Source organism: Microbacterium sp. CIAB417 (assembly GCF_022788845.1).
In genome coordinates this window covers 944,907-968,326 of the sequence record NZ_JAHZUT010000003.1, presented here as the reverse complement: position 1 = coordinate 968,326, position 23,420 = coordinate 944,907, and the positions used below count along the sequence as shown (strand labels likewise).

Genomic DNA, 23,420 nt, shown 5'->3' with positions numbered 1-23,420 from the left:
CAATGTTCTACTGGCTGATGAAGTACATCGTGATCGGACCGATCGTGAAGGCGATCTTCCGGCCGTGGATCGTGGGTCGGCGCAACATCCCCGCCGACGGCGCAGCCATCCTCGCCAGCAACCATCTCTCCTTCGCCGATTCCATCTTCCTGCCGCTCATGATCGATCGGCCGATGACGTTCCTCGCCAAGAGCGATTACTTCACCGGCCGCGGCCTCAAGGGCTGGGCGACGCGCGTGTTCTTCAAGGCGACCGGACAGATCCCGATCGACCGATCGGGCGGCAAAGCCTCGGAGGGCTCGCTCAACACGGGTCTGCAGGTGCTCGGGCGCGGTGACCTGCTGGGCATCTACCCCGAGGGCACGCGCAGCCCCGACGGGCGGCTGTACCGCGGGCGCACGGGAATCGCCCGTATGGCGCTCGAGGCCCGCGTTCCCGTCGTGCCGGTCGTCATGGTGGACACCGATACGGTCATGCCGATCGGTCAGCGACTCCCGCGCATCGGCCGCGTCGGCATCGTGATCGGCGAACCGCTCGACTTCTCCCGGTTCGCGGGCATGGAGGGCGACCGTTACGTCCTGCGCTCGGTCACGGACGAGATCATGGTCGCGTTGCAGCGCCTGGGCGCGCAGCGTTACGACGACGTCTACGCCTCCACGGTCAAGGACCGGCTGGCGACGTCCTCGACGCACGGGATCGACACGCCCGCGGCGTCGCTAGACTGAGCGAATGCCCCACAGCTTGGACCCGCTCGATCACTGGCGCTCACTGCCGATCAAGCAGCAGCCCTCCTGGCCCGACGCGGACGCTGTCGCGGCCGTCTCGGCCGAACTCGCCACCCTCCCGCCTCTCGTGTTCGCGGGTGAGGTGGACCGCCTCCGCGAGCGCCTCGCGACGGCCGCATCCGGACGCGCCTTCCTTCTGCAGGGCGGCGACTGCGCCGAGACGTTCGCCGGTGCCACGGCCGAGCAGATCCGCAACCGCATCAAGACGCTGCTGCAGATGGCGGTGGTGCTGACGTACGGCGCGTCCATGCCGGTCGTGAAGATGGGGCGCATGGCGGGGCAGTTCGCCAAGCCGCGCTCGAGCGACACCGAGACGCGCGGCGACGTGACGCTGCCGGCGTACCGCGGCGACATCGTCAACGGCTACGACTTCACGGAGGGTTCGCGCACCGCCGATCCTCGACGGCTCGAGAAGGCGTACCACACGGCCGCCTCGACGCTGAACCTCATCCGCGCCTTCACGCAGGGCGGGTTCGCCGATCTGCGTGAGGTCCACAGCTGGAACCGCGGCTTCGCGGAGAACCCGGCCAACCAGCGCTACGAGGGCCTGGCGGCGGAGATCGACCGCGCCATCAAGTTCATGGAGGCCGCCGGAGCCGACTTCGACGAGCTGCGACACGTCGAGTTCTACACGGGCCACGAAGGTCTGCTCATGGACTACGAGCGACCCCTGACCCGCATCGACTCCCGCACGGGCACGCCGTACAACACGTCGGCCCACTTCCTGTGGATCGGGGAGCGCACGCGCGATCTCGACGGCGCGCACGTCGACTACTTCTCGAAGATCCGCAACCCCATCGGCGTGAAGCTCGGCCCGTCGACGACGCCCGAGACCGCGCTGGCGCTCATCGACAAGCTCGACCCCGAGCGGGAGCCGGGCCGCCTCACCTTCATCACGCGAATGGGCGCGGGGAAGATCCGCGACGCACTGCCGCCGCTCCTGGAGGCCGTGAAGGATGCCGGTGCGACGCCGCTGTGGGTCACCGACCCGATGCACGGCAACGGCATCACGACGCCCACCGGCTACAAGACGCGTCGCTTCGACGACGTGGTCGACGAGGTTCGCGGGTTCTTTGAGGCGCACCGCGCCACGGGCACGCACCCGGGCGGCATCCACGTCGAGCTCACCGGTGACGACGTGACCGAGTGTCTGGGCGGCTCGGAGATGATCGACGAGGCCACGCTGGCGACCCGCTACGAGAGCCTGTGTGATCCTCGCCTGAACCACATGCAGAGCCTGGAGCTCGCCTTCCTCGTGGCGGAGGAGCTCGAGAAGCGCTGAGCCCCGAACGTCGAGAGCCGCCCCGCATCCGTGCCGGGCGGCTCTCGCGTTTCGTGCGACGGCAGTGGTGTTCGGGCTGCGGTCGAGGTCAGAGCGACGGTGTGAGGGTGACGGTGCTGCCCTTCGGGGCCGTCGTGCCGGCCTTCGGGTTACTCGCCTTCACCTTGTAGACGTCCCAGTACTTGAAGCCCAGCGGAAGATTGCCGTCCTCGATACCGGCGTTGACCTCGAAACCGCGTGCTTCCAGCGCCTTTACCGCGTCACGGATGCTCATTCCCACGATGTTCGCCGGGATCTCGACCGGCTCGGGGCCGTCGGACACGATCAGCGTCACGGTTTCTCCGGGCCGCCAGTTCCCCCCGCTGGGATTGTCGCCGATCGCGATCACGCGCCCCTTGTCGATGCTGTCCGAGTACTGCGTGGGGCGCTCGGAGGATACGTCGAGACCGACACTCTTGAGGGTCTTCTCGGCATCATTCTGGTTCATCCCGGAGACGTCAGGGACCGGGCCGCGCGAGACGGTGAAGCTCGCCCCGTCGCCCTCGTGCAGGGTGCAGCCGTTCGAGCAGTCGATCGCGTCGCCGCCGGCGGCGGGGGAGACGGCCGCGGCGACGACCGTGCCGTCGGGCGCATCCGTGAACACGTACTGCGGGTCGCCGACGGTGACGCGAACCTGCTGCATCGCGGCGGTCGCCGCATCCAACGTCATCCCTGCCAACGCGCCGACGTCGTGCGGCTGGGGGCCCTGCGACATGACCACTCGCACGAGCGAGTCCTTCTCGACGCGTTCACCGCTTCCGGGCTCGGTGCGGATGACCGTTCCCGCTTCGACGTCGAAGCTGTACTCGTCCGCGCGTTCGACGCGCAGACCTCGGTCGACGATCTCTGCGTGGGCGGCTTCGAAGCTCTGCCCCTCCAGCGCAGGGACAGCCACGAGCGAGCCCGGTCCGGAGCCGAACCACCAGCCGATCCCGCCCGCGAGTGCTGCCAGCAGCACGACGAGAGTCAGCAGCCAGGCGCCCTTCGCCGACCGTCGGCGGGCGCGCTGGCGCAGCAGTGTGGCGTTGTCGACGTCCTCCGCGACGATGGTGGGACCGGTGCCGCCGAGCGGGAGCGCCTTGGTCAACTCGCCGGAGTCCAGGCGGTCATCGATCACGGCCGTGCCGACCGCGAGCGTGCGCGCGACCTGGGGGGCGATGCCCAGCTCGCGCTCGATCTCGCGCAGGCGCTGCAGCATCTGATCCGCGTCGACAGGTCGCGCGTCGGGGGAGCGCTCCGTCGCCCACAGCACCAGCTCGTCGAGCTGCTCCGGCACGGCCGGGTTCTTGACGCTCGGGCGGGGCACCGAATCGGTGGCGTGCTGGTAGGCGATCTGCATGGGCTGCTCGCCCTTGTACGGCTGCTCCCCGGTGAGCATCTCGTAGAGAAGGATGCCGAGCGCGTAGATGTCGCTGCGAGCGTCGGCGCTGCCGCGGGTGACGAGCTCGGGCGCGAGATACGCGATCGTCCCGAGCAGCATCTGACCGCTCGCCGTGTTCGCCGTGGTGGCGCGGGCGAGACCGAAGTCGCCGATCTTGATGCGGCCGTCCTCGGCCAGAAGCACGTTCTCGGGCTTGACGTCGCGGTGCACGATGCCGGCGCGGTGCGCCGCGGCCAGACCCGAGAGCACCGCATCCATGATGGTGATGGTCTGCGGAACCGGGATGCGGCGCTGCTCCTTCATGAGCTCTCGCAGCGTGATGCCCGGCAGGTACTCCATGACGAGGTACGCCATGTCGCTGTCCTGACCCTGATCGAACACATTGACCACGTGCGGGTCGGCGAGGCGTGCGGCCGCCCGCGCCTCCTGGATGAACCGACTCTGGAAGACCGTGTCGTCGCTGAGGTGCCCGTGCATGACCTTGAGGGCCACGCGCCGTTCCAGGCGCAGATCGGTCGCGACGTACACCGTGGCCATGCCGCCGCGGGCGATGCGCGAGCGCACGCGGTACCGGCCGTCGACGAGACGGCCGATCAGCGGGTCGGTGCGCTGGCTCGTGCTCACGGTGAGAGTCTACGGAGCGGTCGCTGTGAGCTCCGGCAGCGGCTCACCGCTGATCCCGCCGTCGTGCCCTACCCGAGGGCGGCCAGCCAGGCGAGAGAAGGCTGCTCCCACCGGGCGTAACGATCCGGATACGCCGAGATCTGCACCGCCTGTGCGGCGTCCGCGTATGTCATCGACTCCCAGCCGGGGATGTCCAGAAGGCCGCGGGTGTGGGTGCCGTTGGGGTCGGCGGGGCCGCCGAAGAACGCACGGGCTGCGCGCTCCGCATCCCGCACCTCCTCCACCGTGCCCCACCCGGTGGAGGGACGCTGCTGGAACAGGCCCTGCGAGTCGCGGTCGCCCCAGTCGAGGTTGCGCAGCCACGACTCCTGCATGGCGGTGCCCAGCGCGATGGCGATCCCGCGCTCGGGAACACCCAGCTCGCGGCCGATGCGGATGATGGTGCGCGCGTTCTCGGACTGCTCCGCGTCCAGCTCCAGGCCGGTCCCGGCCGCGGCGGCCGGTGCCGGTGCAGGCGCGGATGCGGCGACGGCCGGCACGGTGATCGTCTGGCCCGGGTAGATGATCGAGTCCCAGGTGAGGCCATTGGCGGCGAGGACCGCCCCCGCCGTGACCCCGTGGCGCCCGGCGATCCCGCTGATCGTGTCGCCGGCGACGACCGTGTAAGAGGCTCCGACAGCGGGCGTCGGTGCGGCAGCGGGTGCGGGTGCGGTCGGCGCGACGAGGGTCAGTACCTGGCCGGGTCGGATCAGCGAGTTCTCCCACGACAGACCGTTCCAGGAGAGCACGTCGGCTGTGGCGAGTCCGTAGCGCGCGGCGATCGCCGCGACGGACTCTCCGGCCGCGACGGTGTGCGTGCTCGCCGGCGGCGTCTGGGCCGGGCGCGGCGCGCCCAGCCGCGACTGCTCCGTCGTGGACGCGTGCGCGGGCGCGGCGATCAGGGTGAGCGCGACCGCGCTCACGAGGGCGGAGGCGCCGATGACGGCGCGCGGGTGGGGGGAGACGTCCACGAGCATGGTCGTCCTCTCTTTCACATCCGGGGTCCCGCCACCCTGACACGCGTGTGTACCCAGGTCAACGGAAGTGACGGGTGTGACAGATGAGATCTCTCCCATCTTTCGGCGCATGCGCCGCGCGGCGTGCGGCGCGCGGATGAGAACATGGACGGGTGAGTTCTGAGACCCCTGTCCCCACCGAATGGCTTGCACTGCCCGAGCTGGTCGAACTGACCGGCGAGTCGCTGAGCCGTGTCCGGCGTCTGCTCGACGAGGGCTATCTGATCGGGTCGCGTCGTGAAGGCTCCTTCCGTGTGCCGAGCGTCTTCTTCGTCGACGGTGCGCCGTTGTCGTCGCTGCGCGGCACGATCTTCGCGCTGCGGGACGCGGGACTGACCGACGACGAGGCCATCGACTGGCTCCTCGCGTACGAGGAGTCGATCGGGCAGGCGCCGATCACGTCGCTGCTGCAGGGGCGCAAGAGCGAAGTGCGACGCGTCGCGCGCGCCCTCGCCTGAGGCGAGTCTCGCTCAGGAGCGGCGCTCGGTGGCGGCTCGCGCGAGATCGCGCAGTTCGCCGACCGTCGCGTTCGCCAAGGGGGCGGCCGACAGGGCTCGGTCCGCTTCGCGCACATAGGCGGTGATGAGCTGCTCGACGCGATCGACGGCGCCGCTGTCGATGATGGTGCGCTGCAACGCCGCGATCTGCTGCTCGTCGAGATCGGGATCGCCCAAGAGTTCGTCGAGGGTGCGTCGCGCGCCCGCCCCGAGCGCGTCGCGGGCGTAGGCGATGAGCACGGTGCGCTTGCCCTCGCGCAGGTCGTCGCCCGAGGGTTTCCCGGTCTCGGCGGCGTCGCCGAAGACTCCGAGCACGTCGTCGCGGAGTTGGAACGCCATTCCGACCGGATGTCCGAACGCGCTCAACGCGTCGAGCTGCGTCCGATCGGCGCCGGCCAGCGAAGCGCCGATGCGCAGCGGTTGTTCCACGCTGTAGCGCGCCGACTTGAGCGAGGCCACACGCAGCGCGCGATCGGCGTGCGTCGCGTCGTCGGCTACCGCGAAGGCGGACTCCTCGGCGATGTCGAGGTACTGCCCGATGGTGACGTCGCGCCGCATCCGCGCATACTCGGCACGCGCGGCGGCCGCATGGTCCGTGAGCGCCAGCCCCTCCTCGAGGAGGTCGTCGCTGAAGGCCACCAGCAGATCGCCGCCGAGGAGGGCGGCCGAACGACCGAAGGCGGCGGCGTCGCCCGCCCACGAGCGGGCGACGTGCTGGGCCTGGAGGGCGCGGTGCAGGGAGGGTCGTCCGCGGCGGGTGTCCGAGTTGTCGATCAGGTCGTCGTGCACGAGGGCGGCGGCCTGGAAGATCTCCAACGCCGCAGCGGTCGCGACGACGGCTGCGGGCGGCGTGGCGCCGGGGTCGACACGCTCCGCGACGGCGCGCCAACCCGTCACACAGAATCGCGCGCGCAGGCGCTTTCCGCCGGTCACGGTGTCGCGCACGTCTTCGACGAAGGCGAGGGCGTCCGGGCCCATCGCCCGCGCGGCCTGCTCCTGCGATCCGAAGAACGTATCCAGTCGCTGGGAAACCGCTTCGATCGCGTCTGTGGTCCTCGACACGGGCCTAGCCTAGTTCGACAGGCGGCGCGTAGAATCCAAGCATCGCCGTGACCCTAGGGGGACGAATGCCTCTCTCCGAACAAGAGCAGCGCCTGCTCGACGAGATGGAACGCCATCTCATGAGCAATGACGCCGACGTCGTCAGCGCGCCGCAGGGCGGCCGCGCGCTCAGCTACCGCAACATCGTGTACGGCACGATCCTCGTGCTCGTCGGGCTGGGCGGACTGATCGTCGGACTCTCCACGCAACTGATCGTGGTGGGCGTCATCGGCTTCATCGTCATGCTCGGAGGCGTGATCTTCGCGCTCACCCCCTCCAAGACCGCCCGTTCCAGCGCCGCACCTCGAGCCGGCGGCTCCGCATCCCGGCCCTCCGCCGGATTCATGGACCGCATGAACGACCGATGGGACCGCCGCCAAGAAGGCCGCTGACCCTCCCGCTTCTCACAAGCGCCGACCCTTCGGGGTCGGCGCTTTTTTCGTGTGTGGGGAGCGTCCGCCCAGATCTGCCCCCGAATGTGTAGTGAAGTGGAGGGAAGTGGAGTAAAGTGGTGATCACCTCACACGTGGGCCGGACGAAGGAGGGGGGATGCGCGAATGCTGCTCGGCACGCACACCCCCAAGCTCGACGACAAAGGGCGCGTCATCCTCCCGGCCAAGTTCCGTGACGACCTCGGCGGCGGCGTCGTGATCACCCGCGGGCAGGACCGCTGCCTCTACGTCTTCGCGACCGAAGAGTTCGAGAAGGTGCACGAGCGCATCCGCGAGGCGCCGCTGACCAACAAGCAGGCGCGCGACTTCTTGCGGATGTTCCTCTCGGGTGCGAGCGCCGAGAAGCCGGACGGTCAGAACCGCATCACGATCCCGCCGGCGCTGCGCACGTACGCCGGCCTCGAGCGGGAGCTCGTCGTCACCGGTGTCGGTGCCCACGCGGAGATCTGGGATGCCGAGGCGTGGAACTCCTACGCCGAGAGCAATGAAGAGACGTACTCCGAGATGGAGCAGGAGGTGATCCCGGGCCTGTTCTGAGCCCTCGACCCTGATTCCCAGCCGCTCGAGCCCTGACGCACTTCCCCGGTGTCAGGTCGGAGCGGATGGGGATCAGGATCGAGGGACCCGGCCCCCGCATCATGGACTTCCGCGACATCCACACCCCGGTCCTGCTCGAGCGCTGCGTCGAACTGCTGGCACCCGCGCTCGACCGCGAGGGCGCCGTCTTCGTCGACGCGACCCTCGGCATGGGAGGCCACAGCGAAGCCTTCCTCGAACGATTCGACGGACTCCGGCTGATCGGCCTCGATCGCGACACCGACGCGCTGCGCATCGCGGGGGAGCGGCTGGCCCGATTCGGCGATCGCACGACCCTCGTGCACACGGTGTACGACGGCATCCGCGCCGCTGTCGCATCGGCGGGGGTCGACCGCATCGACGGCATCCTGTTCGACCTGGGTGTCTCTTCGCTGCAGCTGGATGAGGCGGAGCGCGGCTTCGCCTACGCCAAGGACGCGCCGCTGGACATGCGGATGGACCAGTCCGCCGGTGTGACCGCGGCGGACGTGCTGGCCACGTACGGCGAGGGGGATCTGCGTCGGATCTTCGAGCGGTACGGCGAGGAGAAGCTGGCGGCGCGCTACGCGCGCGCGATCATCGCCGCCCGTCAGACGGAGCCCATCGTCCGTTCGGGTCGTCTCGTCGAGATCCTCGACGCCGCCACCCCCGCCGCACTGCGCAACGCGGGTCACCCGGCCAAGCGGGTGTTCCAAGCCCTGCGCATCGAGGTCAACGCGGAACTGGCCGCTCTGGAGCAGGCGCTGCCCGCGGCCCTCGAGCTGCTCGCCGTGGGCGGCCGCATCGTCGTGCTCAGCTACCAGTCGCTCGAAGACCGCTTCGTCAAGCGCGAGCTCGCCCGCGCGAGCAGCTCGACCGCCCCCGCGGGCCTGCCCGTCGAGCTCCCCGAGCACGCGCCCCAGTTCCGCCTGCTGGTGAAGGGGGCCGAACTCGCCTCCGACGCCGAGCGCGAGTCCAATCCGCGCGCCACCCCGGTACGACTTCGTGCCGCCGAACGAGTCCGGGAGATCGTATGAGCACCACCACGAGCACGGCCTGGGCCATCGAGCCGCTCGAGCGCGGATCCGAGGTCGGGCGTCGGGCGGAGCGCACTCTCCGCCCCGTCGAATCCCCGGCCCGCCGTCGTCGTCCCCGCCTGGTGTACGGCATCATCGCCGTCGCGGGGGCGCTGGCGATCGCGGGTGCGCAGATGGTGCTGTCGGTCCTGTCGACGCAGAGCTCGTTCGAACTCGCGAGCCTGACGCAGCAGCAGCGTGATCTGACGGTGCAGAAGCAGATCCTCTACGACCAGGTCGCCGGCCTCAGCTCGCCCCAGTACCTCGCCGCGAACGCCGCGGCACTGGGCATGGTCATCAACGAGTCGCCGAGCTATCTCCGCCTCAGCGACGGTGCGGTCCTCGGTGCGCAGCAGGCATCCGTCTACACGTCGACGATCGACCCGCTGGGGCGCGGCGCCGTGTCGAACGCGCTCATCACCGAGACCCCCCTCGTCACCGCACCCGACGCCACCATCAACGGCGTGCAGGCACCGCCTGCGCCCGAGACCGAGACGGGCACGGGGACCGATCCGACGACACCCCCCGCGCTGACCGACGGACTGCCCACCCCTGCCACACACTGAGACCATGACGACGAGAAGCACGCGAACCCCCCGTCGCCGCACCGTCATCGCCCTGGCCGTGGTGCTGGCCGTCCTCGTCGCCTTCGTGGTGCGCCTGGTGGACATCCAGGTCGTGAACGCCGGAGAGCACATCGACGACTCGCTGCGGATCGCCATGGGCGGCAAGACCACCCTGTACGGCACGCGCGGATCGATCGTCGACGAGAACGGCAACGTCCTCGCGGGAAGCATCCTCACCTACGACGCCGAGCTGGATCCCAGCAATGTGGGACCGATCGAGCGCACGGATGCCTCGGGCAACGAGATCGAGGTCGACTGGCCGACCGTCGCGGGCGAGATCGCCCAGATCACCGGCCAGAGCTCCGAGGACGTGCAGAAGATCGTCGCGGACGCTCTCGCGGTCAACCCGAAGTCGCAGTACGCGTCGCTCAAGAACGGGCTCTCGACCGAGAAGTACCAGCAGCTGCTGGATCTGCGCATCCCGTACCTGACGATGCGACCGCATCCCGCCCGGACGTACCCCGATGGGGCCGTCGCCGGCAACCTGGTCGGATTCGTGGGCTCCGACGGGGAGCCGCTGGAGGGACTCGAGGCCGCTCAGAACTCGTGCCTCGCACCGACCGAGGGCGAGCGCGTCTTCCAGCGCGGCAAGGACGGCGTGATCATCCCCGGCACCGAGCAGGTGACGCCCGCTGTCGACGGCGGCACACTGACCCTGACGATCGACCGCGACCTGCAGTACTACCTGCAGCAGCTGATCGCGGAGCAGGCGACCAACCAGGGCGCGCAGCACGGACAGATCATGGTGGTGGAGGCCAAGACCGGCAAGATCCGGGCCGCCGCGGAGTGGCCCACCGTCGACCCGAACAACGTCTCGGCGACCGCGCCGGAGGATCGCTCCAGCCGGATCTTCCGCGGCACGTTCGAGCCCGGCTCGACCTTCAAGGCGCTGTCGGCGGCGACGGTGATCGACGCGGGTGCGGCGACGCCGACCTCGACAGTGACCGCTTCTGGGCGCGAGACCTTCCCCAACGGCGCCCGCGTCCAGGACGCGATCCCCCACGGGGCATTGAACTACACGCTCGCGGGCGTGCTCATCGACTCCTCGAACGTCGGCATCTCGAAGTTCGCCGAGAAGGTCCCGGCGCAGACGCGCTACGACTATCTGCAGAAGTTCGGCATCGGCCAGATCAGCGGCGTGGACTTCCCCGGCGAGGCGAAGGGGACCCTGCGTCCCGTCGACCAGTGGGACAACCAGACCTTCTACAACACCTCGTTCGGTCAGGGTGTCGCCACCACGCTGCCGCAGCTGATGGGCGCCTACCAGGCGATCGCCAACGACGGCACGAAGGTGCCGCTCTCGCTCGTCGAATCGTGCACGAAGGCCGACGGAACGGTCCAGGAGACGGATGCGGGCGCGAGTACGCAGGTCGTCAGCGCGAGCACGGCCAGCCAAGTGCGCGAGCTGCTCGAGAACGTCGCCGTGCAGGGCGGCAACGCCAAGACCACGGCGATCAGCGGCTACCGGGTGGGGCTGAAGACCGGAACGGGCGAGATCTCCGACGGCTCCGGCTACAAGAGCGGTGTCTACTTCACCACCATGATCGGCATGGCGCCGGTGGACGACCCGCAGTACATCGTCGCGGTCACCCTCGATCAGCCCACTGCGGTACGCTCGTCTGCGGCCAACGCTGCGGCCTTCCAGAAGGCGATGACCCAGGTCCTGAAGACCTACCGGGTCCTGCCGTCGGACTCGCAGCCCGAGCTGCTGCCGAAGATCGGCTGAGCGGCGCCCTCCCAGACATGATCGCACTCACACTCTCCCGCATCGCCGAGATCCTCGGCGGCACCCTGCTTCCCGCCGGCTCTGACGACGCCGACACCGTGGTCTCCGGCGACGTCGACACCGATTCGCGTCAGATGCGCCCCGGCGGCATCTTCGTCGCCAAGCCCGGCGAGACCACCGACGGGCATCTGTTCGTCGACGCGGCGGTCGCTCTCGGCGCCGCCCTCGCGATCGTCGAACGCCCGGTCGAGGTGGGAGTGTCCCAGATCGTCGTGCCCGACGCGGTCGCGGCCCTCGCCGACCTCGCACGCGCCGTCGTCGCCGAGGTGCGCGCCGGCGGCCGGTTGCAGATCGTGGGGATCACCGGCTCCAACGGCAAGACGACCACCAAGAACCTGCTGGCCCGCATCCTGGAGGCCGAGGGCGAGACGGTCGCCCCCCGCGCGTCGTTCAATAACGAGGTCGGCGCTCCACTGACGATGCTGCGCGTCACCCACGACACGCGCTTCCTGGTGAGCGAGTTCGGGGCCAGCGCCCCCGGGGCCATCGCGCACCTGGCGGGCCTGGTCGAACCCGACATGGGCGTCGTGCTGATGGTCGGCATGGCCCACGCCGGCGGCTTCGGCGGCATCGAGGCGACCTTCCACGCCAAGAGCGAGCTCGTGCGGGCGCTGCGCCCGGGCGGACTCGCCGTGCTCAACGTCGATGACGCACGCGTGCGCGCCATGGCCCCCATCGCAGCCGAACAGTCCGTCGGCGTGCGCTGGTTCGGCCTCGGCGAGGATGCCGCCGTGCGCGGCAGCGAGGTCGAGGTCACCGCATCCGGCACTCGCTTCGTGCTCACGATCGACGGCGAGAGCCGCCCCGTCGCGCTGCGCGTCCTCGGCGCCCACCACGTCATGAACGCCCTCGCTGCGGCCGCCGCCGCGACCGCTCTGGGGGTGGTGATCGACGACGTCGTGACCCGCCTGGAGTCGGTCGAGCTCGCCGAACGCTGGCGTATGCAGCCGCTGGGCTCCGATCGCGTGCGCATCATCAACGACGCGTACAACGCGAGCCCCGACTCGATGGTCGCGGCACTGCGGACGCTGGCGCAGATCACCGCACCGGACGAGCGCATGGTCGCCGTCCTCGGCGCGATGAGCGAGCTTGGCGAGTACGCGGGGGAGGAGCACGACCGCATCGGAGAGCTCGCCGTCCGCCTGCGCATCCCGCGGATCGTCATCATCGGACAGGCCGCACGGCGCATGTACCTCGCCGCGGTCGCCGAGGGCTCCTGGAACGACGAGGCCGTGTTCTTCGACGACGCGGACGCGGCGTACGCCTACCTCATGGGCGAGCTCCGCGACGGCGACCGCGTGCTCGTGAAGTCGTCCAACTCCGCCGGGCTCCGCTTCCTCGGCGACCGTCTGGGAGAATCGTTCTCGTGAGATCCCTCCTGACAGCCGCCGCGATCTCGCTCGCCTTCACCCTGTTCCTGACCCCCGTCTTCCTGCGACTGTTCCGCGCGTGGGGATGGGGTCAGGTGATCCGCACGCCGGAGAACGAGCACAACCCGAGCCATGGCGCCAAGCGCGGCACGGTCACGATGGGCGGCACGATCTTCATCGTGGGCAGCCTCGTCGGCTACTTCATCGGCACCTATGCGGGTGGCAACCCGCCCACGATCTCGGGCCTGCTCGTCATCTGGATGATGGTCGGCTTCGGCGTCGTCGGGTTCATCGACGACTTCATGAAGGTGCGTCGCCAGAACAGCCTCGGGCTGTCGGGATGGCGCAAGATCATCGGTCAGATCCTCGTCGTGGTTCCGTTCGGCATCGTCGGACTGAGCCTGCCGAACGCCGACGGACAGACGCCGGCGAGCCCCTTCGTGTCACTCTTCCGCGACATCCCCGTGCTCTCCTTCATGGCGCTGGGCGCCGTCGTCGGATGGGTGCTCTACCTGGCGTGGATCGCGTTCCTCGGCGTCGCCGCCTCGAACTCGGTCAATGTGGCCGACGGTCTCGACGGGCTCGCCGCCGGCTCCGGCATCTTCGTCACGAGCGCCCTCGCCCTGATCTCCTTCTGGCAGTTCAAGCAGCCGTGCGACCTCGACGCGATCAGCCGAGGGCTGCAGGACGCCTGTTACCAGACGCGCGATCCGTTCGACCTCGCGATCATCGCCGCATCCTTCATCGGTGCACTCGTGGGCTTTCTCTGGTGGAACGCCCCCAAGGCGCGGGTGTTCATGGGTGACGTGGGCTCGATGTCGATCGGCGGTGTGATCGTCGCTCTCGCGATCCTGACCCGCACCGAGATCCTGCTCGCCGTCATCGCCGGCGTCTACGTCATCGCGTCGGGCTCGGTCATCCTGCAGCGCTTCTACTTCAAGCTCACGCGCGGCAAGCGGCTGTTTCTCATGAGCCCGCTGCACCATCATCTCGAGATGCGCGGCTGGCCCGAGATCACGATCGTGGTGCGGATGTGGATCATCGCCGGCCTTCTCGCGCTCACCGGCGTCGGTCTCTTCTACGTGGAATGGCTCGTGCGATCGTGACGGATGCTCGCCTGGACGCCCTGAACAGCTGGCACGCCGACTGGAAGGGCCTTCGCGTCGTCGTGCTCGGCCTGTCGATGACCGGGTTCTCTGTCGCCGACACCCTGGCCGAACTGGGCGCCGATGTGCTCGTGGTCAGCGAGAGCGCCGACGAGGAGTACGCCCGGTTGCTGCCGGTCATCGGCGCGCAGCTGTGGACCGGGCCGCTGGACACCGTCCCCGAGGCGCTGATCGCCCATCGCCCCGACCTCGTCGTCGCCTCGCCTGGCTTCCCCCCGCACCACCCGGTGATCTCCTGGACTCGCGCAGAGGGCGTCCCGCTCTGGGGCGACCTCGAGCTGGCGTGGCGCGTGCGCGACAAGGTGCCACGGCCGGACGGTTCCCCGCACGAGTGGATCCTCGTCACCGGCACCAACGGCAAGACGACGACCACGCGCCTGACCGCCACGATGCTGCAGACCGCGGGCTACCGCGTCGCCCCCGTCGGCAACATCGGGGTCCCGGTGCTGGATGCGGTGCGCGATCCCGCCGGGTTCGACGTACTCGTCGTGGAGGTGTCCAGCCACCAGCTCTGGTATCTGTCGCTGCAGACAGGGCCGGAACCCGTGTCTCCCTGGGCCAGCGTGTGCCTCAACCTCGCCGACGACCACCTGCAGTGGCACGGCTCCTTCGCTGCGTACCGCGATGCGAAAGCCGTCGTCTACGCCCACACGCGGATGGCCTGCGTCTACAACAAGGCCGACGACGCCACGCGCCTGATGGTCGAGGAGGCCGACGTCGTGGACGGCGCGCGCGCCATCGGCTTCGACCTCGGGATGCCGGGGCCCAGCGACCTCGGCGTCGTGGAGGGCATCCTCGTCGACAGGGCCTTCCTCGACGACCGTCGCAACAGCGCCCTGGAGCTCACGACGCTCGAGGAGCTCGCCCGGCAGCAGCTCGCGGCTCCCCACATGGTCGCCAACGTCCTCGCGGCCGCGGCGTTGGCCCGGTCGGTGGGCGCGGAGCCCGCCGCCATCCGCGAAGCGCTCGCCCAGTTCCGACTCGACCCGCATCGCATCGAGATCGTCGCCACAGCGGCGGGGGTGACCTGGGTGGACGACTCCAAGGCCACGAATCCGCACGCCGCCGCCTCCTCGCTCGCCGCCTACCCCGGCGCCATCTGGATCGTCGGCGGTCAACTGAAGGGCGTGGACGTCTCGGATCTCGTCGCGACACGCGGCATCCGGACGAAGGCTGCCGTCGTCATCGGCGCCGATCGCACCGAGGTGCTGGCGGCGTTCGCGCGACACGCGCCCGCGGTTCCCGTCTTCGAGGTCGCTGACACCGAGACTGAAGACGTCATGGCGCAGGTCGTCGAGCTGGCGATGAAGATCGCGCACGACGGGGATGTGGTTCTGCTCGCCCCCGCCGCCGCATCCTTCGATCAGTTCACGTCTTACGCGGACCGCGGGACACGCTTCGCGGACGCCGTGCGCACGAGGATCGAAAGGGATGCGGGTGGTCGACACGACGAGGACCAGGCCCCTCCCGCAGGAGCCTGAGCCCGCGAAGCGGGGACTGGCCGCGCGCGTCTCTCTCGGACGCGTCTTCGCTCCCGTGCCCAGCGAGTTCCTGCTCATCGCGTCGACGGCGCTGATCCTCACCGGCTTCGGGCTCGTGATGGTGCTCTCCGCCACCTCGGCGACGAGCGAGGACGCGGGCGGCGGTCCCTACGACGCCGTCATCAAGCAGGGTGTGTTCGCGGTGATCGGCATTCCGCTCATGTTCCTGGCCTCCCGCATGCCCCTGCGGTTCTGGAAGCGCATGGCCTGGCCTGCTCTCATCGGGGCGACCGTCTTCCAGCTGCTCGTGTTCACGCCGTTGGGCATCACGAACGACGGCAACCAAAACTGGATCCGCATCGCAGGCCTCCAGGCGCAGCCGTCGGAGTTCCTGAAGGTCACCCTCGCGATCTGGCTGGGATACATCCTCTATCGCAAGCGAACGCTGCTCGCCGACTGGCGCCACGTCTTCATCCCCGCCGTTCCGGTGGGCATCGCCGTGATCGGAACGGTCATGGCCGGGCACGACCTCGGCACCGCGATCATCCTCGTGCTCATCATGCTCGCGGGTCTGTTCTTCTCCGGTGTGAAGCTGCGGGTCTTCCTCCTGCCGCTCCTGCTCTTCGCGGGCGGCGTCGCGTACTTCGCGATCTCGAGCCCCGACCGCATGCGCCGGTACATGAGCTTCCTCTCCAACGACTGCCTCGCCGACTACTACGGCGACTGCTACCAGCCGCTGCACGGCATCTGGGGCCTCGCCGGCGGCGGCGTGTTCGGCGTGGGCCTCGGTAACTCGAAGGAGAAGTACAGCTGGCTGCCCGCTGCGGCCAACGACTACATCTTCGCGATCGTCGGAGAGGAGCTCGGACTGATCGGCTGCATCGTCGTGCTCATGCTCTTCGCGATCTTCGCGGTCGGGGCCTTCCACATCGTGCGCAAGACCGACGATCCGTTCGTGCGGATCGCCGCCGGGGCGATCACCGTCTGGATCATCGGCCAGGCGTTGCTCAACATCGGTGTCGTGCTGCGGCTGCTGCCCGTCTTCGGCGTCCCCTTACCGTTCCTGTCGCAGGGCGGGACCTCGCTCATGTCGGTGCTCATAGCCTGCGGTGTGCTGCTCTCGTTCGCGCGCACCATCCCGCACAAGGCGCGCTCAGCGGCATCCCCGTCGCCGCGTGGCAGAATCGCCCGGTGACGACGTATCTTCTCGCCGGCGGTGGCACCGCCGGTCATGTGAACCCCCTGCTCGCGGTCGCCGACGGGCTGCGCGAGCGCGAGCCGGACGCGGAGATCCTCGTGCTCGGTACCCGCGAAGGGCTGGAATCGCGGCTGGTCCCCGCCCGCGGCTACGAGCTGCTCATCGTCGACAAAGTGCCCTTCCCGCGTCGGCCGAACGGCGCAGCGTTGCGCTTTCCCGCCCGGTGGCGGCGTGCCGTGGCGCAGGTGCGCGGCTACATCCGCGAGCGCGGGGTCGATGTCGTGGTGGGATTCGGCGGGTACGCCGCGGCTCCCGCGTACGTCGCCGCCCGCCGTGCCGGGGTTCCCGTCGTCGTGCACGAGGCGAACGCGAAGCCGGGGCTGGCGAACGTGCTCGGCGCGCGTCGCGCCGCCGCCGTGGGAGTGGCCTTCGAGGGGACGCCGCTGCGCCGCTCCGAGGTCGTCGGGATGCCGCTGCGCCGAGAGATCGTGTCACTCGATCCCGCGGCTCTGCGGCCACAAGCGGCAGCGTCCTTCGGCCTCGACCCGGCTCGCCCCACGCTCCTCGTCTTCGGTGGCTCGCTCGGTGCGCAGCGACTCAACGACGCGTTCGGCGCCGCGTACGAAGACGTCCTCGCGGCCGGCTGGCAGCTGCTGCACATCACCGGGGAGCGGTCCGAGCTCGCCGACCCCGCCGTGCGCGGCTATGTCGTGCGTCGATACATCGACCGGATGGACTACGCCTTCGCGGTCGCCGATGCGATCGTCTCCCGCTCGGGAGCGGCGACGGTCAGCGAGATCAGCGCGCTCGGCATTCCCGCCGTCTATGTTCCGTATGCGGTCGGCAACGGCGAGCAGAGCCTGAACGCCGCATCCGCCGTCGCCGCGGGAGCGGCGGTCGTCATCCCGGACGCAGAACTGGACGCCGACCGGGTGCGCTCCGAGATCCTGCCGCTGATCGCGGACCGCTCTCGCATCGCACGGATGCGGGAGGCATCGGGCACCGTCGGCACGCGCCGCGGAACGGAGAACGTCATCGCGCTCATCGACCGCGCGCGGGGCTGAGCCGGTTCAGCGCATCGCGCGCAGCGCATCGGTCACGAGTCGGACCGCTTCGTCGTCGTCGATTCCGAGCGAACGAACCGTCGCGGTGTACGCCACCGCGGCGCGCTGGGCCTGGCTGCGCAGCGGGTCCTCCGCGAACGACACGAACGTGCCCGCGCGACCTCGTGTCTCGATCACGCCGTCCGCTTCGAGCTCCTTGTACGCGCGAGCGACCGTGCCGGGTGCGAGGCCCAGTCCGTCCGCGAGCGCCCGCACGGTGGGCAGCTTCGCGCCGGGCGCGAGTGAGCCGTCGGAGATCGCGGAGACGACCTGCGAACGCAGCTGCGCGTAGGGCGGTTCGGGCAGAGTCTGGTCCACGTTCAGCGAGAGCATGCTCCCCTTCGTAGCGTCGGCGCAGAGCGTCGTCAATGTGGAGCGGGGCCGTCAGCGCGCGCCGGAGCCGTGCTCACACGGGGCGAACGTAGACTTTGACGGTCATGATCAGACCCGACCTGAGCCTTCCCCTGCCCGCCGACATCACGGCGGCCCATTTCATCGGCATCGGCGGATCCGGGATGTCCGGACTCGCGAAGATGTTCCTCGAGCGCGGCATCCGCGTGTCCGGTTCGGACCGCTCCGACTCCCGCGCCCTGCGCGAGCTCGCCGCTGCGGGTGCCGACGTCCATGTCGGTCACGACGCTGCACACCTCGGGGATGCGGACACCGTGGTGCACACCGGAGCCATCTGGCCGGAGAACCCCGAGTTCGTGACGGCCAAGGAACGTGGGCTGAGCGTCATCCACCGTTCGCAGGCGCTTCACTGGCTCATCGGGTCCCGCCCGCTCGTCGCCGTCGCCGGAGCACACGGCAAGACGACCTCCACCGGGATGATCGTCACCGCGCTGCAGGCCCTCGGCGCCGACCCGAACTACGTCAACGGCGGTGTCATCGCGCAGCTGGGCACCTCCAGCGGCACGGGCGCCGACGAGCTCTTCGTCATCGAGGCGGATGAGTCCGACGGCACGTTCCTGCTGTACGACACCTCTGTCGCGCTCATCACGAACGTCGATCCCGACCACCTCGATCACTGGGGCAGTCGCGAGGCCTTCTTCGACGGTTTCGTCCGCTTCGCCGACGACGCCTCTGAAGCTGTCGTGATCTCGGCGGACGACCCCGGCGCCCGCGACGTGCGCGCCCGCATCCGGCACGAGAGGGTGCTGACCTTCGGCGCGAACGAGGACGCGGACGTGCGTGTCACGGACATCGACGCCGCCGCGACGGTTTCGTTCACCGTCAGCGTCGAGGGGCGGTCAGAGCGCGTGTCGCTCTCCGTCCCCGGGGCGCACAACGCCATCAACGCGGCCGGCGCGATCGCCGTCCTTCTCGCGCTGGGCCATGCCTTCGCCGATGCGGTGCGCGCCGTCGCGGGGTTCTCGGGCACCGTCCGCCGGTTCGAGCTGCACGGCGTCGAGCGCGGCGTGAGCGTCTACGACGACTACGCGCATCATCCGACCGAGGTGCAGGCCGCGCTGAGCGCCGCGCGCACCGTCGTGGGCTCGGGCCGGCTGATCGCCGTCCACCAGCCGCACACGTATTCGCGCACGCAGCTGATGTCCGGCGAGTTCGCCCGCGTGCTCGAGGAGCTCGCCGACCACACGGTCGTGCTGGACGTGTACGGCGCGAGGGAGGATCCGATCCCCGGCGTGACCGGGGAGCTCGTCAGCGACGCATTCGTCGATGCCGCCCGCGTCCACTACGTCGCCGACTGGCAGGAGGCGGCCGACTACACCGCCGAGATCGCTCGTGAGGGCGACTTCGTCATCACGCTCGGCTGCGGCAATGTGTACCAGATCATCCCGCAGGTGCTCAGCGCGCTCTCCGCCTCGCCGACGCCCGAGGACTGAGGATGCGTCGACCCTCGCCGTTGCCGCCGCAGGGCGGGAGACCCGCCGACACGCCGCTGCGCGCGCGCCCGGTGGAGCCGCGGCGCGACGAAGCGTCGCAGCCTGTCGCGGACGAGGATCTTCAGGAAACGGCCCCCATCGCGCCGCTGTTCCTGCCCGGCGCCGGTCCCGGGAGGTCGAAGCCCGACTCGGCGCAGGACGCCGAGCGCACGGATGCCGAACGCGTCGACAGCGACACCGCGCCCGTCGGCTGGCGCGACGTCTGGCGCGCCGCCCGCTCCCGGCGCAAGGCCCTGCGCGCCGAGGTCAGGCGCTTCACGGTCCGCCAGCGTCGCCGGCGCATCATCTGGCTGAGCGCGGCCGCATCCCTCGTGCTCGTCACGATCGCGACGGTCGGCGCGGCGTACAGTCCGCTGTTCGCCGTGGAGAAGATCAGCATCGTGGGCACCTCCCAGCTGTCCGCCGCCGACGTCGAGGCCGCCCTCGACGGCGAGCGCGGAACCCCGCTCGCCGCGATCGACGCGTCCTCGATCAAGGCGGCGCTGGTGGCTTTCCCGCTCGTGGAGAGCTACACGCTCGAAGCGCGTCCGCCGCACGAGCTCGTCGTGCGGATCGTGGAGCGCACGCCCATCGGCGTGATCTCCGGCGCGGCCGGTTACACCCTCGTGGATGCGGCCGGCGTCGCGCTGTCGACCTCGCCGACTCCGCCGGCGGGCTACCCGCTCATCGACGCCGCGGGCGGTGAGGACGGGGTCGCCTTCGCCGCGATCGGCAAGACGATGCGCGCGCTGCCCGCCGACCTCCGTGCTCAGGTCACGCAGGTCGAGGCGAAGACCGCCGACGATGTGACGCTGACCCTCGGCGGCACGAACACGCGCGTGGTGTGGGGGAGCGCGGACGAATCCGCGCTCAAAGCGCTCGTGCTGCAGAAGCTCACGGCGACCCGTCCACCGGACGGCGTCGCCGTCTACGACGTCTCCTCGCCTGAGGTCCCCGTCATCCGCTGACGCCTCCGGCGACGAATCCCGCAGCACTTGGGCGACACGCCCGCGCGCCTGCGCGCAGCACGGCGTGCGGCGCATACCTTCGATTCAGGAATTGCATACCGGGCAATACTTTAACCCTTTACGTGAGGTTTAAGGTTCAACGCTTCGGTAGGGACGTCGGTTCAACGAGACGAAAGGGCTGGGATGAGCCAGAACCAGAACTACCTCGCGGTCATCAAGGTCGTCGGGGTGGGTGGCGGTGGAGTCAACGCCGTCAATCGGATGATCGAGCTGGGTCTGCGCGGAGTGGAGTTCATCGCGGTGAACACCGACGCCCAGGCGCTGCTGATGAGCGACGCGGACGTCAAGCTCGACGTCGGCCGCGAGCTCACGCGCGGTCTCGGAGCGGGAGCGGATCCCGAGGTCGGCCGACGTGCCGCCGAGGATCACGCCGAGGAGATCGAGGAGGCGCTGGCCGGTGCCGACATGGTCTTCGTGACCGCCGGTGAAGGCGGCGGAACCGGCACGGGCGGCGCACCCGTGGTCGCACGCATCGCGAAGTCGATCGGCGCGCTGACCATCGGTGTCGTCACCAAGCCGTTCTCCTTCGAGGGGCGCCGCCGCCAGAGCCAGGCCGAGGCCGGCGTGGCGAAGCTGAAGGAAGAGGTCGACACCCTCATCGTCGTCCCCAACGACCGTCTCCTGGAGATCAGCGACCGCGGCATCTCGATGATCGAGGCCTTCGCCACGGCGGATCAGGTGCTGCTCGCCGGTGTGCAGGGCATCACGGACCTCATCACGACCCCGGGTCTGATCAACCTCGACTTCGCGGACGTGAAGTCCGTCATGCAGGGAGCGGGTTCCGCCCTCATGGGCATCGGCTCGTCCCGTGGTGCGGACCGCGCCATTAAGGCAGCCGAACTGGCCGTGGAGTCGCCGCTGCTGGAAGCCTCGATCGAGGGTGCGCACGGTGTGCTGCTGTCCATCCAGGGTGGTTCCAACCTCGGCATCTTCGAGATCAACGATGCGGCGCAGCTGGTCAAGGAGGCCGCGCATCCGGAGGCGAACATCATCTTCGGCACGGTCATCGACGACACGCTCGGCGACGAGGTGCGCGTGACGGTCATCGCCGCAGGATTCGACGGCGGCGAGCCCAGCCCGCGGCTTGAGCCCGTGACGGCGACGCGCCCCGCGGTCAACCCGCTCACGACCCCGGCCGCCCCCGCCGTCGCCGTGGAAGAAGCAGCTTCCACCCCGGTGCCCGCCGCTGAGGAGCCGCCGGTGGTGCCGGTCACCGCAGGCGTCTCGGAGTCGTCCTCGTACGACTCCGCCTTCGGCGACGACGACCTCGACATCCCCGACTTCCTGAAGTAAGCCACGCGCAACGGGCGGGTCGCGGACATCCGCGACCCGCCCGTGCCGATTCTCCTGGAGGACGAGTGGGCGACACCCTCGCATCCCGTCTGGCATCGATCGACGCGCGCATCGCGGAGGCGGCGAAGGCCGCGGGCCGGGACGCGAACGACATCACCCGGATCGTGGTGACCAAGTTCCATCCCGCGTCGCTCGTGCGTGAGCTGCACGCGCTCGGTGTGCGCGAGGTGGGCGAGAACCGTCAGCAGGAGCTGACGACCAAGCGTGAAGAGACGTCCGAGCTCGCGGACCTCGTCTGGCATTTCATCGGTCAGGCCCAGACGAACAAGGCGCGCGCCATCCGTGACGCCGCATCCGCGGTGCACACCGTGGATCGTGCGCGACTCGCCGACGCGCTGCAACGCGCAGCAGGCGAGGGTGACGCGGCGCTCGACGTGCTCGTGCAGATCAACCTCACCGACGACCCCGGACGCGGAGGGGTCGCCCCGGAACGCCTCGAGGCGTTGGTCGAGCACGTGCTCGGCTGCGACACACTGCGCCTGCGCGGCGTGATGGCGGTGGCCCCTCTGGATGAGGATCCCGCCGCGGCCTTCGCCCGCGTGGCCGAGTATGCCGCGCGCGTGCGCCGGATCGAGCCCGCGGCGAGCTGGATCTCCGCCGGGATGACCGGCGATTTCGTCGAAGCGATCGCCGCAGGCGCGACACACCTGCGGATCGGGTCGGCAATCACGGGTCCGCGCCCGCTACACGGTTAGCCTCGAAGAGGACGAGCAAACGGAGGATGCGATGTCGAACCCGCTGAAGAAGACCATGGTCTACCTGGGCCTCGCTGACGAGGAAGAGGTCTACGAGGAGCAGCCTGCTCCGGTGCGCGAGCGCCGCAGCAAGCCCGAGCAGGTCGTCGAGAAAGCCGCGCCCGTGACCCCCATCCACCGCCCCGCGGTCGTCCGTCAGCCGTCCGTCGGTGCGGTGACCGAGATCCTCACGGTGCACCCCAAGCAGTACCGCGATGCACAGATCATCGCCGAGAACTTCCGCGAGGGCGTGCCGGTCATCATCAACCTGTCACAGATGAGTGACGCCGACGCGCGCCGTCTCATCGACTTCGCGAGCGGACTCTCGCTGGGGCTCTACGGTCGCATCGAGCGCGTGACGAGCAAGGTCTTCCTGCTCTCGCCGGAGAACGTCGCCGTCTCGGGCGACGGTGCCGTCGCACAGGCCGACCCCGAAGCGACGCCGTTCGCTGCACAGCAGTAACGCGTCGTGGAGGTCGTCCGCCTCGTCGCCTCGATCGCGAACATCCTGCTTCTGATCTATCTGCTGGTGCTGTTCGCGCGGTTGGTGCTGGATTACATCCCCATCTTCAATCGCGAATGGCGCCCGCGTGGTGCGGGTCTCGTGGCCGCTGAGCTCGTCTACACGGTCACGGATCCGCCCATCAAGCTGTTCCGTCGTTTCATCCCCCCGCTGCGCGTCGGCCCGATCGCGATCGACTTCGCTTTCACGCTGACGATGCTGCTCTGTTTCATCCTGCTGTCGGTCACCGGTTCCCTCGCAAGGTGATTCACGGCCGACTATGCTTGGCTGGAGCGGCCCGTCCGCGGGCATCATCCCCCTGAAATCGGCACGCCGCCACGCC

Annotated in this window: 23 protein-coding genes; 19 read left to right on the top strand and 4 right to left on the bottom strand. The window is 69.5% G+C overall.

Features of this window, described 5'->3' with window-relative positions:
- Window positions 1-2 precede the first annotated feature (2 nt).
- Complete coding sequence (locus tag KYX17_RS17045) at window positions 3-725, top strand: 1-acyl-sn-glycerol-3-phosphate acyltransferase (RefSeq protein WP_243228102.1); 723 nt, start codon at window positions 3-5, stop codon at window positions 723-725.
- A gap of 4 nt (window positions 726-729) precedes the next feature.
- Window positions 730-2,067, top strand: coding sequence for a class II 3-deoxy-7-phosphoheptulonate synthase (locus KYX17_RS17040; RefSeq protein ID WP_243228101.1), 1,338 nt, complete (start codon window positions 730-732; stop codon window positions 2,065-2,067).
- Between the two features lie 88 nt (window positions 2,068-2,155).
- Here the strand turns inward: KYX17_RS17040 and pknB are convergent, their stop codons facing one another.
- The gene (gene pknB / locus KYX17_RS17035; RefSeq protein WP_243228100.1) at window positions 2,156-4,111 is read right to left on the bottom strand and encodes a Stk1 family PASTA domain-containing Ser/Thr kinase; all 1,956 of its coding nucleotides are present in this window, start codon (window positions 4,109-4,111) and stop codon (window positions 2,156-2,158) included.
- Between the two features lie 68 nt (window positions 4,112-4,179).
- Window positions 4,180-5,127 (bottom strand): LysM peptidoglycan-binding domain-containing protein, encoded by a 948-nt coding sequence (locus KYX17_RS17030; RefSeq protein ID WP_243228099.1) that lies wholly within the window; start codon window positions 5,125-5,127, stop codon window positions 4,180-4,182.
- A 152-nt stretch (window positions 5,128-5,279) separates the two neighbouring features.
- Here KYX17_RS17030 and KYX17_RS17025 point away from each other — a divergent pair, with 152 nt between their 5' ends.
- Complete coding sequence (locus tag KYX17_RS17025; protein ID WP_243228098.1) at window positions 5,280-5,624, top strand: Rv2175c family DNA-binding protein; 345 nt, start codon at window positions 5,280-5,282, stop codon at window positions 5,622-5,624.
- A 12-nt stretch (window positions 5,625-5,636) separates the two neighbouring features.
- Here the strand turns inward: KYX17_RS17025 and KYX17_RS17020 are convergent, their stop codons facing one another.
- Window positions 5,637-6,725, bottom strand: a complete 1,089-nt coding sequence (locus tag KYX17_RS17020; protein ID WP_243228097.1) for a polyprenyl synthetase family protein — start codon at window positions 6,723-6,725, stop codon at window positions 5,637-5,639.
- Window positions 6,726-6,790: 65 nt separating this feature from the next.
- On the opposite strand from KYX17_RS17020, the gene KYX17_RS17015 reads away from it, so the two are divergent.
- From KYX17_RS17015 to KYX17_RS16970, 10 genes are all read left to right on the top strand, one after another.
- Window positions 6,791-7,156 (top strand): DUF3040 domain-containing protein, encoded by a 366-nt coding sequence (locus KYX17_RS17015; RefSeq protein ID WP_243228096.1) that lies wholly within the window; start codon window positions 6,791-6,793, stop codon window positions 7,154-7,156.
- Between the two features lie 165 nt (window positions 7,157-7,321).
- Window positions 7,322-7,753, top strand: a complete 432-nt coding sequence (mraZ, locus tag KYX17_RS17010; protein ID WP_234073091.1) for a division/cell wall cluster transcriptional repressor MraZ — start codon at window positions 7,322-7,324, stop codon at window positions 7,751-7,753.
- A gap of 65 nt (window positions 7,754-7,818) precedes the next feature.
- Window positions 7,819-8,808 (top strand): 16S rRNA (cytosine(1402)-N(4))-methyltransferase RsmH, encoded by a 990-nt coding sequence (gene rsmH, locus KYX17_RS17005; RefSeq protein ID WP_374208964.1) that lies wholly within the window; start codon window positions 7,819-7,821, stop codon window positions 8,806-8,808.
- Window positions 8,805-9,413, top strand: coding sequence for a hypothetical protein (locus KYX17_RS17000; RefSeq protein WP_243228095.1), 609 nt, complete (start codon window positions 8,805-8,807; stop codon window positions 9,411-9,413). The genes rsmH and KYX17_RS17000 overlap by 4 nt, the downstream gene beginning before the upstream one ends.
- A 4-nt stretch (window positions 9,414-9,417) precedes the next feature.
- On the top strand, window positions 9,418-11,199 hold the full coding sequence (locus tag KYX17_RS16995; protein ID WP_243228094.1) for a penicillin-binding protein 2: 1,782 nt from the start codon (window positions 9,418-9,420) through the stop codon (window positions 11,197-11,199).
- A 17-nt stretch (window positions 11,200-11,216) separates the two neighbouring features.
- Window positions 11,217-12,629, top strand: coding sequence for a UDP-N-acetylmuramoyl-tripeptide--D-alanyl-D-alanine ligase (murF, locus tag KYX17_RS16990; protein WP_243228093.1), 1,413 nt, complete (start codon window positions 11,217-11,219; stop codon window positions 12,627-12,629).
- A complete protein-coding gene (mraY, locus tag KYX17_RS16985) occupies window positions 12,626-13,735 on the top strand; it encodes a phospho-N-acetylmuramoyl-pentapeptide-transferase (RefSeq protein ID WP_243228092.1) in 1,110 nt (369 codons plus the stop codon). Before murF ends, mraY begins: the two co-directional genes overlap by 4 nt.
- Window positions 13,717-15,276, top strand: coding sequence for a UDP-N-acetylmuramoyl-L-alanine--D-glutamate ligase (gene murD / locus KYX17_RS16980; protein WP_243228091.1), 1,560 nt, complete (start codon window positions 13,717-13,719; stop codon window positions 15,274-15,276). The genes mraY and murD overlap by 19 nt, the downstream gene beginning before the upstream one ends.
- Window positions 15,227-16,471, top strand: a complete 1,245-nt coding sequence (gene ftsW / locus KYX17_RS16975; protein ID WP_243228090.1) for a putative lipid II flippase FtsW — start codon at window positions 15,227-15,229, stop codon at window positions 16,469-16,471. Before murD ends, ftsW begins: the two co-directional genes overlap by 50 nt.
- Window positions 16,468-17,538 carry a glycosyltransferase gene (locus KYX17_RS16970; RefSeq protein WP_243228089.1) on the top strand — a complete coding sequence of 357 codons (1,071 nt, stop codon included), beginning with the start codon at window positions 16,468-16,470 and terminating at the stop codon, window positions 17,536-17,538. Before ftsW ends, KYX17_RS16970 begins: the two co-directional genes overlap by 4 nt.
- A 6-nt stretch (window positions 17,539-17,544) precedes the next feature.
- Here the strand turns inward: KYX17_RS16970 and KYX17_RS16965 are convergent, their stop codons facing one another.
- On the bottom strand, window positions 17,545-17,910 hold the full coding sequence (locus tag KYX17_RS16965) for a GntR family transcriptional regulator (RefSeq protein ID WP_243228088.1): 366 nt from the start codon (window positions 17,908-17,910) through the stop codon (window positions 17,545-17,547).
- 104 nt (window positions 17,911-18,014) lie between these two features.
- On the opposite strand from KYX17_RS16965, the gene murC reads away from it, so the two are divergent.
- From murC to KYX17_RS16935, 6 genes are all read left to right on the top strand, one after another.
- Window positions 18,015-19,421, top strand: coding sequence for a UDP-N-acetylmuramate--L-alanine ligase (gene murC / locus KYX17_RS16960; RefSeq protein WP_243228087.1), 1,407 nt, complete (start codon window positions 18,015-18,017; stop codon window positions 19,419-19,421).
- Between the two features lie 2 nt (window positions 19,422-19,423).
- Window positions 19,424-20,428 carry an FtsQ-type POTRA domain-containing protein gene (locus KYX17_RS16955; protein WP_243228086.1) on the top strand — a complete coding sequence of 335 codons (1,005 nt, stop codon included), beginning with the start codon at window positions 19,424-19,426 and terminating at the stop codon, window positions 20,426-20,428.
- Between the two features lie 183 nt (window positions 20,429-20,611).
- Window positions 20,612-21,781, top strand: a complete 1,170-nt coding sequence (gene ftsZ / locus KYX17_RS16950; protein ID WP_243228085.1) for a cell division protein FtsZ — start codon at window positions 20,612-20,614, stop codon at window positions 21,779-21,781.
- A gap of 65 nt (window positions 21,782-21,846) precedes the next feature.
- Window positions 21,847-22,536: a YggS family pyridoxal phosphate-dependent enzyme gene (locus tag KYX17_RS16945; protein WP_243228084.1), complete on the top strand. Its 690-nt coding sequence runs from the start codon at window positions 21,847-21,849 to the stop codon at window positions 22,534-22,536.
- A gap of 31 nt (window positions 22,537-22,567) precedes the next feature.
- Complete coding sequence (locus KYX17_RS16940; protein WP_137416736.1) at window positions 22,568-23,038, top strand: cell division protein SepF; 471 nt, start codon at window positions 22,568-22,570, stop codon at window positions 23,036-23,038.
- 6 nt (window positions 23,039-23,044) lie between these two features.
- Window positions 23,045-23,344 carry a YggT family protein gene (locus KYX17_RS16935; RefSeq protein WP_243228083.1) on the top strand — a complete coding sequence of 100 codons (300 nt, stop codon included), beginning with the start codon at window positions 23,045-23,047 and terminating at the stop codon, window positions 23,342-23,344.
- The last annotated feature ends 76 nt before the right edge of the window (window positions 23,345-23,420 follow it).